This is a genomic window from Candidatus Pantoea floridensis (assembly GCF_900215435.1).
Lineage (GTDB): Bacteria > Pseudomonadota > Gammaproteobacteria > Enterobacterales > Enterobacteriaceae > Pantoea > Pantoea floridensis.
In genome coordinates this window covers 220,177-233,587 of the sequence record NZ_OCMY01000002.1, presented here as the reverse complement: position 1 = coordinate 233,587, position 13,411 = coordinate 220,177, and the positions used below count along the sequence as shown (strand labels likewise).

Genomic DNA, 13,411 nt, shown 5'->3' with positions numbered 1-13,411 from the left:
TATGACGCTGGGATGCTTTTTATCAATCGAGGGTTAATTCATCGTACAGGCTGCGTAAGCGGGTGCGCAAAAACAGTACCGCTTTATGCTTGCGCGACAATAAAGCCTGCACGCTGCTGCCGCTTTCTGCTGCCAGCTCATGATAGCTATATCCGAGGAGTTCGGTTTTCTCGAATACCTCGCGCTGTAAAGCTGGAAGCTCAGCGAGCGCTTCCTCCAGCTCTTCCCACAGTAACGCTTTTAAATATTCATCTTCTGGCGTTTGCGGCACGCCAAATAAGGTTTCCGCCAGCTCATCCTCAGGAAATTCACCCTCTTCGTCACCGCCGAAGACGTTCGAAAGAGGCTGTTCGGTCTTTTTACGCGCGCGGTCGGTCATTTCATTGCGCGCCGCGCGAAACAGCCAGGCGGCAACGTTCTCCACCGGCTGCTCTACCTGCATCAGCTTATAGGTGACTTCCTGCAAGATATCATCAGCATCTTCACGCACCGCCGTTCGACCGCGAATAAACGCCTTCAGCTTTGTGCGACAGGCGTTGATTGCTGACATTAGCAGTGAATCCTGCGGCATCACGATTACTCGGAATCGCTGGGTTTGGACGCGTTGCTATCGGGCTGCGGGCGAGAATCGTTTCTTTCGTCACGACGACCACCGTGCCAGTCGCAGCGATCGCGGTGGCCGCGATGACCAAAACGATTACGGCGATGCTGCATAAACTCTTCGCGCTGTTCCGGTGTCATTTGCATCCAGCGTTCATGCATACGGCGGCGTGCCATACCAAACATCCCTGGGCGGAAACCCAACCCCCCAAACAGAATGCGGCAAAGCGCTAACAGCCCCAACGCCTGCCAGAAACCGATGCTTTTCACGCCGACGATGCCCGGCAGTAACGCATTCCAAAGCGACATCACCAGCAATCCGAGTACGGCAACAATAACGGCACCGATGATCAGCGGTTTTGCCATGCGGTGACCACCAAAATGGTGGCCGTGATCGCGTCTGTGCATATCAAAATCTCTCATTGCTCTTTCCTCATTACATTATTAGATAACGGCTTGTGATGAGGTAGACGAATGAGCGGCAGGAATATTGCTGATTATTTGAAAAAATATTCAGCCAGCGGTTTTCAGCAGTCTGCATTCACGCCAGAAAGCATAGCTACAAACCAGGATGATCAGCGCGGCGGTCAAAGTGCGAGACGTCCAGTACAACTTCACGATCTGTTGTGTGATCATCTGCGCTGGTCCAGCAGAATAAGGTGGGGCGCTGGTGATGTTGGCGGTGATCATCCACAATATTGTCACCACGAAACAGCTGCCAATCAGCCAGGCAATAAAGGGCAACGTCAGCGCAAAACCCCAGGTGAAATGGGCTTTACGCGTTAGCCAGACAAAACAGGCGAGAGGAATGCATGCCGGGACGATATTGGCGCTATAGGTCACGACCAGCTGCCAGATCGGAACATCGTATTGTTGCAGTACTTGCCAAGATAATACGATCTCGGTAAGCAACGTCCGGTACAGTAATAAAAAACAAACTACACCCCACACCAGTGCCGCTCTCAGTTTTGTGTTCATCAGCTAACTAATCCTTAGTTATCAAAGATGCCACTTTACCTTCACACCCCCGGCGCTGGGAATGCGTTAAGCCACACATTCAGGCAATGTTCACTCAATGGCTGTTAACGCCTGGCCTTATCCCGGCGCGGGCGTATTACGATGTCGGCGATCTGCGTGTCTTCCAGACTATCAACAATAAATCTGACGGCACGCGCAACAGAAGAGGCCTCAAGATATTCCCGTGGATTGATGGGGGCATGGTTACCGGCACGTTGGCGCGAGGCTTGATTCATCGGCGTATCGGTGGGGCCTGGCGCGATCGTCGCCACGCGCACGCCATGCTCGCTCTCTTCCGTCCGCAGCGCATGCGCCAGTGCCGTGAGCGCAAATTTCGAGGCGGAATAAACAACATGGCCTGCCAGTGCCAGCGTGCCCGAGCCGGAGTTAATAAACACCACCTTACCCTGAGATGCGCGCAGAGCAGGCAACGCTAAGCGCGTCAGTTCAGCCGGTGCAATGACGTTGATACTCAAATGCTGCTGCCACAGTTCTGGCGTGGCCGAGTAAGTGGTGCTGAGCACCGAGATCGCCGCAGAATGTACCAGCACATCGACACGCGCGAGAGAAGCCGTAAACGCGGCTACGGCGGCGTAATCCGTGATATCCAATGCTACCGGTATTACATTTGCCACCTTTTCCAGTGCCTGAAGCGTTTGCGGGTTGCGCCCAATCGCGTAAACCTGGTGATCGGTCGCCAGTAATTTTACCGTTTCCAATCCAATGCCGCTGTTGCCGCCCGTCACAATGGCAACGGATAATGTTGATGCCGTCATCTATTCTCTCTCCTGGTAAAAGCCTTCACCCTATGGAAAAGAGAATAGTGTGGCAAATGCCGAAATTAACTATCTATAGACGATACCCCCTGGCACGGAAGCGACGGGGTCAGATGGATTATCACATGGTGATGTCGCGCGTCGTCGCACAAGGTGATTTCATCTCCCGCGCAGAGCTCGCCATCCAGCCACATTTGATGGGCACCCTCGGCACGCACAATATCAATCTCATACGTTGCCTCGCCTTCGCGATAGGTGACCTTCGCGCCTGGCCACGCGGTTGGCAGTCGCGGACGTAATTGCAACTGCTTGCCGTGTCGGATGATGCCCAGCAGGCTCTCAATTATTAGCTGATAGGCCCAGCCAGCCGAGCCGGTATACCAGGTCCAGCCGCCGCGCCCTTCGTGGTTCTCTGCGCTGTAGACATCCGCCGCCATCACATAGGGCTCAACTTTGTAGGTTTCAACGTCAGCCGGCGTGAGACTGTGATTGATAGGATTAACCAGCGCCAGCAGTGACCAGGCGCGGTCAACGTGGCCCATTTCGGCAAAGGCCATAATTGCCCAAAGTGCCGCATGCGTATATTGCCCGCCATTTTCACGCGTGCCCGGCAAATAACCGCGGATATAACCGGGATTCGGCCCTTCACCGTTAAACGGCGGCGTTAGCAGCTTAATCAGCCCGTTATCGTTATCGACTAACTGCTGGTGCAGCGCCTGCATCGCTGATTCACATTTGTCCGGATCGCCAGCGCCGGAAAGCACCGACCAACTTTGGGCGATGGCATCAATGCGACATTCGCTATTGAGATGCGACCCCAGCGTTTCGCCGCTGTCAAAATAACCGCGCAGGAACCACTCGCCATCCCAGGCAACGTTATTAAGTGCTGTTTTCAGGCTATCGGCCTGAGACAGGCACAGCGTAGCAGCATCGGTTTTCCCTAGTCGGTGCGAGAGGGCTGCAAAACGGGTAAGCACGTTATAGAGGAAAAAGCCCAGCCAGACGCTCTCTCCCCGCCCGGCAATGCCTACCGCGCTCATGCCATCATTCCAGTCACCGGATCCGATGAGCGGCAGGCCATGCTCGCCGAAAGTCAGGGCATGTTTGATTGCGCGTAAGGCGTGCTCCCATAGGTTTTCGTGTATCTGACTCACGCCGGGAAGGCTATATACCGATTCCTGTTCCGGCAGCAGCAGCGCTGCTTCCAGATACGGCACCTGCTGCTCTAACAAGGTAAGATCGTCTGTCGCCGTTACGTAATGGCACAGCGCATAAGGTAGCCATAGATAATCATCTGAGCAGCGCGTTCTGACGCCACGTCCTGTCGGCGGATGCCACCAGTGTTGGACATCCCCCTCAAGAAACTGACGAGATGCGCAGAGCTGTAGCTGCTCACGCAGCAACTGTGGCGCGGCATGGGTGAGGGCAAGCGTATCCTGCAGCTGATCGCGAAAACCGAATGCTCCACCCGACTGGTAGTAACCGCTGCGTGCTAGCAAGCGACTGGCCAGGGTTTGATAGAGCAACCAGCGATTTGCCAGTAAATTCACAGCACGATCGGGCGTTTGCACCTCGATTTTGTTCAACACGTCTTGCCACTGGTTTTTTACCTGCTCAAGTTCAGCCTCCGCTGCTTCAAGAGGCAGGAAGCGCTGCATAAGCGTCAGCGCCGCGTCGGTATCTTCCGCTGCGCCCAACACAAAGACGAAGGTACGCGTATCGCCATCGATCAGGGTTGTCAGCGTTTGCAAGGTGGCACAAGGATCATAACCTGCTCCGGTATTGCCCGATAATCCACGCGCTTGCATCATCGCCGGTTTGCGCATCGATCCGTTGCGGCCAAGGCATTCAAGTCGATTGCCGCTGAAGGTAATCTGGTTGCCTGATGCGGCAAAAAAGGTGGTTCGGGCCGCCCCTGCGCTGTTATAGCGATTGATCGCCAGAATGGCGCTGCCGGCTTCCACCATGGCCGATGAGGTCTGGACATGCGGGGCAGATTGACTCATCAACTCGCCCAGCACCCATTCGACATAACCGGTGATCGACATATACCGCGTTCTGCCTGAGAGATTACTCAGCGTGACGAGCGTAATCTTCGCAGCCTCTTCTCTTGCCACAAAGGTGGTTACGCTACTGCTTATCCCCCGTTCCTGATGCACAAAACGGCTGTAACCCATGCCATGCTGCGTCACATAGGCGCCTTTGCCGCGCATCGGCAGCGGCAGCGGCGACCACACATCACCGTTCTCTTCATCGCGTAGATAAAAGGCTTCTCCGGAGGTATCGCTTACCGGGTCGTTTTGCCACGGGGTTAACCGATATTCATGGGCATTTTCATACCATGTGTACGCTTGCCCACTTTCCGAGACGACGCTGCCAAACTGTTTATTGGCCAGTACGTTACACCAGGGCGCCGGCGTCTGGTGGTGTTCGGGTAAGTGAATGTGGTATTCGTTACCCTCTGCGGTGTAGCCACCGGTGCCATTGAACATCTGCAACGCTGCCGATGACGGCGGCAGAACGGCGGCCGGTGCGGAATGTTTGTGTGGCAAGAAGTGAGCGGATGCTGGGGTAGGCTGCGGTTTAAGCAGCACCGTAAGCTGGTCGGCTAAACTGCCGTTTCGCCCCTCCAGCACCACGGCGGCCACGCTGATTAAGAGCGTGATGTCCTCGCTCGCCAGATGCTCGCTTTGGCGGATGAAGACGCCGCCGGGCTTGTCAACAAGCTGTTGCGTTTCAGCGGATGCCATCATTGTTAGTAATTGATTTTGCAGGAGTTGCTGGTAACCACCGTGTTCGCCGTTGATGATCACCAAATCAGTTACCAGGCCTTTTTGCCGCCAGTATTGATGCGCCTTGATCAAATTACTCACCAGGCTGAGTTGCGTACCGTTTTCAATGCGCACCAGCACGATGGGAAGATCGCCCGACAGCGAATGACGCCACAACGATGCCTGTCCCAAACGATTCTGCTGCAGGTATTTGCTGTCGCCGCGCATTTCCGGGCTGGCAAAGATCACCGCACTGGCGAGTTGATTGTACAAACTGGCATCTTCGGCAGTGATATTGAGCTGGCGTAGCGCCACCTGACTATGGGACGAGGCCATTTCAAAGACCCGATTGGCATAGACGTTATTGCGATACTTCTCCAGCAATGCCAAACAGGCGGCGCGCTGCGATGTCACGCCGTAGATCAGATCCAGCGTGATGGATTTCCCCGGCTTGAGCTGTATTTTTTGCCGAATCGAGAGCAAAGGATCCAGCACCGCGCCAGCGCTGCCCGAGAGAACGCCGTCGGGTGCTAATGCCTGAGGATTGGCAGCGCTGTTGCCGCGTCCGATAAACTGCGCGCGATCCGTTTCAAAACTGGTGGCGCGCTCGCTCGCGCCGTGAATCAGCAGGGCGTGGAACATCCAGACCGGTTCGGTCTTCTCTTCGCGCGGACGACGATGGGTCAAAATGGCTTCCAGCTCGGCCACGATTTCGGTCTGCACAAACAGGTTACTGAACGCGGGATGCGCCATATCACTGGCGGCCGGAGCCAGCACCACTTCCGCATAACTGGTGATATCAATATCACGCGGTTGCCGCGAGTGGTTGGTAAGGATGACCCGCCGAATTTCCACGTCGTCTTCCGGTGAGACCACAATATGCGTATGGGTGCTCAGCGTCTCATTGCGGGCTTCAAATTCTGCCGCAGCATCACTGAAGCGCGCAATATATTGCGGCTCTTCGTTGCAGGTCGGCTGAAACGTAGGACTGATGACCTCGCCTGTCTGACGATCGCGGATATAACAGAAAATACCATGCTGGTTACACGTGCCATCCGCACGCCAGCGTGTCAGCGACAATCCTTTCCATAAACTGTAGCCCGCGCCGGATTGCGTGACTAAAACATGGTAATTGGCATTAGATAGCAGCTGCAGCTGCGGCAGATGCCCCGCTGATCCGCTGAATTCGCGTAATCTGGCCAGATCCGAGCGAGGCGCTTTATCCACCACCTCAGCAAACTGCCGGCGTGGCGTATACAGCTCGATATCGTCTGGCACGCGCTCCTGCAACAGTAAGTAGGATGACTGGAAGCGGGCGGTAGACATAAAACGCGTCACCATCGGCGCATCAAACAGCAGGTGCGAGATCGCCAGAAAACCCATTGCCTGGTGATGGGCCATATAGGTTTTAACGGCAACAAATTGCTGACCGCGCGCCAGCCGATGGGCGGTGAAATCAAGCGCCTCATAGAAGCCATACTTGCCGCAGGCCCCCATTTTTTTCAGCTTCATCAGGTTCTCAGTCGCAGGATGCGGCAGAACCATCAGCGCTAATAGCGTGGCGTAGGGAGCGACCACGTGGTCATCGCCGAGGCCGCGCTTCAGGCCGAGCTCGGGGGTGCCAAACGCTTTATATTGATAGTTTTGACTGTCATCAAAGGCGGCATAGGCCGACTCTGATACGCCCCAGGGAATGTGCGCAGCTTCACCTGACGCTATCTGCTGTCTTACCGCTGCTAAGGCCATTTTTTCCAGCAAGGTATCGGGATACACCGGCATCACCAGATGTGGCATCAGATACTCAAACATCGAGCCGCTCCACGACATCACGGCGGGTTTATTGGCGAGCTGCGTAAATAATCGCCCCAGAACAAACCAGCTTTTTACCGGTAGTTGGTTTGCGGAGATGGCGAAGTAGTGCGTCAGTCGCACCTCGGATGGGAAGAGATCGTAAGCGCCTTTATCCATTAGTCCGCTATCGAGGTTATAGCCGACGCTGAGCAATGAGGTGGCGGGAAGGTAGAGGAAACGAAAATCCATTTTGGCATGGTTTTCCAGCCGTCCTTCCAGCTCCAGCAGGGTTGCCATACGTTCGCGAGCGGCCCAGATCACCGGTTCGGATTGGTTTAGGGGAAGATCGGGATAGTGAACATGTAATTCCACCAGCCACAGCAACGAAGGCAGCTCTTTCGGAAGCGTATGCTGCGGTGTCAGCCAGCTGAAAAACAGCGTCCACTCTTCCTGAAACTCGATAAGCTGCCGGATGAACAGTTCAAACCATTTAACCTGCTGCTGAGGAAAGACTATCTCCGCCAGTACCCTCTCGCTCAGGCCAATCAGCGCTGAGGTGCGTTCTGCTATCGCTGCGGGCTGCGCCTGCTGTAATCCAGCAAATTCTGCCGTTAACGCTTCCCAATGATGATTTCGCTCGGCCCCCATTTGCTTTTCAGCCAGCAGAAAGGTGTCTTGCAGACCGGCCATAATCACAGGCAGCGCCAGCAGCGGCTGATGTTTCCATTGCGCGAGGCCTGACTGCAGCGTGATCAGATGCGCGGCGAGATTGCCGCTGTCGACGGTGGAAATGTAGCGCGGATGCAAAGGCTGCAGGGTGTAAGTGTCATACCAGTTGTAGAGGTGTCCGCGAAAATGCTCCATGCGGTCGAGGCTATCCAGCGTGGCGAGCGTGCGGTTAATCACCTGTTTTTGCGTCACGTAACCAAAATCCCACGCGGTTAAATTGGCCAGCAGCGACAGGCCAATGTTAGTGGGAGAGGTACGATGCGCAACCGTGGGTTGCAACACTTCCTGAAAGTTGTCAGGTGGCAGATGATGGTGTTCGGCCGTGACGAAATCATCAAACCAGGCCCAGGTATGTCGCGCGGTCTGACGTAAAAATTGTTGCTGTTCGAAGGAGAGTCGTTTCTGACGGGGTGCTGCCGGTTTACTCAGGTGCCACAATAAGCCGGGCGCAGCCGCCCACAGCAACGCGATAGGCATCGCCATTGGCAGCAACATCGGATTGATCAAACCTGTTAAAAGTGACAGTGCAACGCCCGCGATGGGGTTGATCCACATGGCGCGATAGAAATGACCTAATCCGGGCGCTTGCCCAGCATGACCGGCTGCAACACTTTTCCACTCATGCAGAAACTGCCCGGTAACGTTCAAGCGCCACAGGGTGACAACGATCGCCTTCAGTGACCAGTAACTTTCATGCGGCAAGGCAGCCAGCAGCAGTGCGGCTCGACTCAGGCGGGTCAGCGCATCTGCCGATAAGATATACAGATGATGTTGCCAGGCGCGCTTCTTACTTTTTCTCATGCCCTCAATCCCCAGCGCGAGTAGCCCTGGCAGCAGAAGGTAGAGAACAATACAGCCCAACCAAAAAATTGGATTCGCGACGTAGGTAAACGTCAGGAATATCAGCATTAACAAGGCCGGTGCCACTACGCTGCGCCGCAAATTGTCGAACAGCTTCCAGCGCGACAGCGCACTCAACGGATTGGCCTGATGACTACCATCTGCCAGGCGTACACGTAGCCGGAGCCAGTTCAGCAGCTGCCAGTCACCGCGAACCCAGCGAAAACGGCGAGCAACATCACTCAGATAGTTATCGGGATAGTGCTCATAGAGCACCACGTTGCTGACCACGCCGGACCGGGCATAACAGCCTTCAAGCAGATCGTGGCTAAGCACCAGGTTTTCCGGGCAGGTGTTACGCGTAGCGCGCGTGAACGCAGCGACATCGTAAATTCCTTTGCCGACGAATGAGCCTTCGCCAAACAAATCCTGATAGATATCAGATGACATAGAGGAATAGGCATCGTTGCCCGGCACGCTGCTGGAGAGCCGTGCGTAAATGCCTTGCCCAAACGGCGGGATCTCTTCAGCCAGACGCGGCTGGAGAATGGCGTAGCCTTCAACAACGCGGTTAAGGCGATCGTCAAACACGGGCGCATTAAGCGGATGCGCCATAATGCCGATTAACTTATGTGCGGTTTCCCGCGGCAGGATGGTGTCACTGTCGAGGGTAATAACGTATTTGACCTGGCGCATTTGCGCATGCGTGGCACCCACGGTGACGTTGAACATCTCCTCTTCACCCTGTAACCAACGGTTCAGCGCATGGAGCTTGCCGCGCTTGCGCTCGTACCCCATCCAAACGCCCTGGGAGGGATTGTGTACACGGTTGCGATGCAGCAGAGAAAACAGCACATCGTTTTGCGTCTTGCTGCTATAGCGTCGATTGAGCGCTTCAATTTTCAGTACCGCATAGCCGATAATTTCATCGTCATTCGCCTGATGTTCAGCCTTGCTGTCGGTAAAATCAGCCAGCAGCGCAAACGTGATATTGGCTAACGCATTACCGAGATAGCTGGTTTCCAGTGACCGCAGTAGCGTATCGATCCCTTTTTGACTGCTAATCAGGCAGGGAATGACCACTAACGTCCGATCTTTATCAGGAACGGCGGCTTCAAAATTGAGCCGCGGCAGGGGAACAGGATGACGGGTGCGGGTGGTGACTTCGCTGAGTAACTGCATGGCGAGCTGGCTGCTGATCACTATCACGGCGGGCAGCAGCAGGAGCCAGACTAGCGAAGACATGTTCGCATGGCGGGTAATCAGCAGCGTCTCGGCAGTAAACGCGGTGGTGAGCAAGGTGAGGCTACCTAACCAGGACAGGAGCGGCGTCTGGCTAAGATGATGCCGCGCCTGGCTCAGCAACGAGCTGCGTGGCTGCAGCTGCTGCTCCAGTGTTGTCCGCCCCTTGTCTAGCAAAAAATAACCAATGTGCTGCTGCCGAATAGGTAATCCAGTCTGACGACTTAGCGCCAGCACCTGATTAGCGACGCTTAACTCATCAAATTGACTTTGCCGGGCGAGCTCTTCAATCACATGGCGATACTGATCGCGACTGTCAAAATGCATCTGTGAGTAAATGCCGCTGGGATCCTGCGCCAGCACTTGTTCAACCAAACTCAACGACTCTACCAAATCCTGCCAGTTAATTTCTCCCAGCTGGCGTAATCCTGAGATGCTATTGCTCACCGAGAGCTGGCTGAGCGACAGATGACGGTTAAATTGTTCAATGACATCCGCCGTGTTACGTCCGGTATTCAGCAGATGCTGTTCCACCCAGGTGAGCGCCAGCGAATGATTTTGTCCGTTGAGCTTGCGTGCCAGTTCAGCGACAAAGGCACCGGACAGTTGATCGTTCTTATCTGCCATTCGGGCGATAACCTGAATGACCTTGCTGGCATCTTTTGCAGAGTGGTGAATGATTTCATTAATCCATTCCTCCGCCTGGCCTCTTTCCTGATGGATGTTGGCTACTCCCACGGCAATGCGGGCGAGATTATCGATTAATGCAAAGCGCAGCATGGCAGGAAGCGCCCAAAGCTCGCCCATTAACAGTGGCGTAACTCTTTGATAGGCATGTATAAAGGTCGATAATACGCTGGATTCGAGCCGACCGTCGCTATGACTGATCATCTCGTCAGCAATCGCCTGGATACGCAAATAGTGAGCCGGTTCGGTTAATACGGGTAATCCCTGACCAAATTTTGCGGGCAGCAGATGTCGCACCATACGAATTTGTTCTTCGATAATATAAAAATTATCGAGCAGCCACTCACCGGCAGGTGTCAGGTTGCGTTCATCACCGGCACTCAATATTTCCGCGCTTTTAATCAGCGCCTGCTCATTTTCTTTTAATCGTTGTAATAATTTATAGCTTCTTTTCGCGCTGGAAAGATGGTGCGTTTTTGCTAAACGCTCGCCGTAAATGTCCATTTGTTGCTCAGAAAAAACATCTGGCCGGTTCGCCTGGTAAATACCACTTTCATGTAAAAACTCAACGCTGCTGCCTGTCATTTCTGGCAGCACGCTACTGTTTAAGATCGACCCGGTGGGAATTTTATTTTTCATAATGGCATCACAAAAATCCGATGGATTAAAAAAGCCAGCACTATCAATAGGAAAATTGATGGTATAGGGAGGGCGAGGGAAATTAATTTACCTTTAATGAGTATAGCGCTAAATGGCGTTTGCGGTTGGTTTACACGGCAATCGCTTATTTAAAAATTATAAACAACGTAATGATAGACTTGGACCGGTCTTATCGGCTTGTCAAATGTTAGTTGCGGTGAAAAAAATAAGGTGTGTTAGAATGAGTTATCGGAAAAAGGAAATAAATCATGAGCTGGTTAAATCGATTTCTGGAAAATTTGGGCCGCCGGGAGGTTAGTGCGCAGTGTCCGGTGTGCAAAAAGTTTTGCCCACAATCTTCACATAAACAATCCCACAGCCAGGCAATGCTGTGCCCACACTGTAAGTCCTTATTTGTTATGGATAAGTGAGTCTGCTGCCGCGTCTTTTTTGTTAATCACTAAACTGATTCTGCTCACCTGTACAAGAAGAGCCATTTGCATGTCTAAAGCTGTAAAGTAATTTACCTTTCATATTCCAAAAATGAACGCTGAGCTTCAGCCTGGTCTACATACTGAAAAGACATCGGATGTATTAATTTCTCATCACAATACCAAAGATTATTGATGCATTTAAAAATGTCACCTGCTTGAAATGTCTGATCATTGTCTAAGCGTATAACGGCATACTTTCCGTTGTTAACGCTGACTTCATACAGAGAAATTAACCCTAATTCGGATAATGTGCGCTGATGAATGATCTGACAGCGCATTTCAGAGGGGGTTGTTTTTTTCATGATACTTGCTCCACGTTGGCCTCTCTTAAGCCTGGCATTGCGTGAAATAAAATGAATTATTTATTTAACGCTGCGCTTGTGTAATACGCGATGTCCGCCATGATTAAGTCAGGATTAGGTTGCAGCCATAATAAATGGCCGCAGCTTCCCCGCCTTTTTTTATCAATACTCTACAACAAGGTAATATTATGACTATTAAAACGCTACATGATCTCTTCGTACATGATTTATCTGATATTTATAGTGCTGAAAAGCAGATTACCAAAGCGCTACCCAAAATGATTCGTGCGGCTACGGATGGAAATTTAGTTGCTGCATTTGAACTTCACCTTGAAGAAACGCGCGGACAAATTGATCGCATTGACCAGCTGGTTGAACTCACTGAAGGGGTTCGGATTAAACGAATGAAATGCCATGCCCTGGAAGGATTGGCTGAAGAGGCGCAGGAAATCATTGATGAAGTGGAAGCAGGACCGGTAAGAGATGCCGGATTAATTGGTGCGGCGCAAAAAGTTGAGCACTACGAGATTGCCACCTACGGTACGCTACGTGCCTTAGCGCTTAAACTTGATTATCAGGATGCGGCGAAGTTGTTGGGCGAAACGCTGGAAGAAGAGAAGGCGACTGACGAAAAACTCACCCTGATTGCTGAAGAGCAAGATTAACCGTTAGTGGAACAGGTTGCCAAGCGAGAAAACAACAAGCAGTAACCCCCCGCCAATATTAACGTATTTTTTCAGCACCACAGGGTCCGCCTTGCGGGCTGAAAAAATCAGCACATTACTCACCGCAATCAGCCATAAACTCATCACCGCAATATGGACCGACGCCAGCACCAGATAATGACTCACTTCACCGCTGCTTCCAGCAAACTGCGATACCACCGTCAGATAAAAGATCACTGCTTTAGGGTTTAGCACGTTAGCCAGCCAGGCCTCTTTTAACGTTACGGTCGCGTTTTCACGCGTAAAATCAATTCGTTGTGCTTTCCATCCGCTCAGTATCAGCTGCGTCCCTAACCAAAGCAGATAAACGGTACCCGCTACTTTCAACATGCCAAACACACCGGGAGATGAAACCAGGATAGCGGTGAGGCCCAAGCCAATGAGCAGGGCATGCGTATAAATGCCTAGAGCAGTGCCCGCCAGCGTACGGATCAGACCACGACGTCCGCCCCCCAGCGCGCTATTCATGGCCAGCGTGAAGCTTGCCCCAGGTGAGCATGCCACGGGAAGAAGCGCAGGAATAAAACCCAGTAGATTGATTTCCATAGTGTTTGCATAGTAAGTGAAGCATTACGCTGTTGCCACTGCTATCTGGAACCTGATGCAGATCAAAGCATGATGGCTATCCGCACTCTACTCTGCGCTTCGTAAAGAAATGTAAGCGCCGCTCTGGCTTAAGTGTGATCGAGGAAAAAGGGATGAATAGAGGTTCTTTTCGTTGTGCTTTGCTGGCCCTGATAATGGTAGCTATCAGCCCTGCACATGCCATCAACGCCGCTCATCGGGCTGCTCTGACAC

Annotated in this window: 9 protein-coding genes; 2 read left to right on the top strand and 7 right to left on the bottom strand. The window is 52.9% G+C overall.

Features of this window, described 5'->3' with window-relative positions; genetic code table 11:
* Positions 1 to 22: 22 nt before the first annotated feature.
* The 5 genes from CRO19_RS21680 to CRO19_RS21660 all read right to left on the bottom strand — a co-directional run bounded on the left by CRO19_RS21680 (position 23) and on the right by CRO19_RS21660 (position 11,092).
* Positions 23 to 571: an RNA polymerase sigma factor gene (locus CRO19_RS21680; protein WP_097097903.1), complete on the bottom strand. Its 549-nt coding sequence runs from the start codon at positions 569 to 571 to the stop codon at positions 23 to 25.
* A 5-nt stretch (positions 572 to 576) separates the two neighbouring features.
* Entirely contained in the window at positions 577 to 1,023 is a 447-nt protein-coding gene (locus CRO19_RS21675; protein WP_097097902.1) for a hypothetical protein, read from the bottom strand.
* Positions 1,024 to 1,113: 90 nt separating this feature from the next.
* Positions 1,114 to 1,578 carry a hypothetical protein gene (locus tag CRO19_RS21670; RefSeq protein WP_097097901.1) on the bottom strand — a complete coding sequence of 155 codons (465 nt, stop codon included), beginning with the start codon at positions 1,576 to 1,578 and terminating at the stop codon, positions 1,114 to 1,116.
* A gap of 104 nt (positions 1,579 to 1,682) precedes the next feature.
* On the bottom strand, positions 1,683 to 2,393 hold the full coding sequence (locus tag CRO19_RS21665; RefSeq protein ID WP_097097900.1) for an SDR family oxidoreductase: 711 nt from the start codon (positions 2,391 to 2,393) through the stop codon (positions 1,683 to 1,685).
* A gap of 65 nt (positions 2,394 to 2,458) precedes the next feature.
* Positions 2,459 to 11,092 (bottom strand): glycoside hydrolase family 94 protein, encoded by an 8,634-nt coding sequence (locus CRO19_RS21660; protein WP_097097899.1) that lies wholly within the window; start codon positions 11,090 to 11,092, stop codon positions 2,459 to 2,461.
* A gap of 269 nt (positions 11,093 to 11,361) precedes the next feature.
* Between CRO19_RS21660 and CRO19_RS26300 the strand changes: the two genes are divergently transcribed.
* Entirely contained in the window at positions 11,362 to 11,523 is a 162-nt protein-coding gene (locus CRO19_RS26300; RefSeq protein WP_320204522.1) for a YnfU family zinc-binding protein, read from the top strand.
* Positions 11,524 to 11,615: 92 nt separating this feature from the next.
* Here the strand turns inward: CRO19_RS26300 and CRO19_RS21655 are convergent, their stop codons facing one another.
* Entirely contained in the window at positions 11,616 to 11,888 is a 273-nt protein-coding gene (locus CRO19_RS21655; protein ID WP_097097898.1) for a hypothetical protein, read from the bottom strand.
* A 188-nt stretch (positions 11,889 to 12,076) separates the two neighbouring features.
* Here CRO19_RS21655 and CRO19_RS21650 point away from each other — a divergent pair, with 188 nt between their 5' ends.
* The gene (locus CRO19_RS21650; RefSeq protein WP_097097897.1) at positions 12,077 to 12,553 is read left to right on the top strand and encodes a YciE/YciF ferroxidase family protein; all 477 of its coding nucleotides are present in this window, start codon (positions 12,077 to 12,079) and stop codon (positions 12,551 to 12,553) included.
* A gap of 3 nt (positions 12,554 to 12,556) precedes the next feature.
* Here CRO19_RS21650 and CRO19_RS21645 read toward each other — a convergent pair whose 3' ends face one another.
* Positions 12,557 to 13,159 (bottom strand): LysE family translocator, encoded by a 603-nt coding sequence (locus tag CRO19_RS21645; RefSeq protein ID WP_097097896.1) that lies wholly within the window; start codon positions 13,157 to 13,159, stop codon positions 12,557 to 12,559.
* Positions 13,160 to 13,411 lie beyond the last annotated feature (252 nt).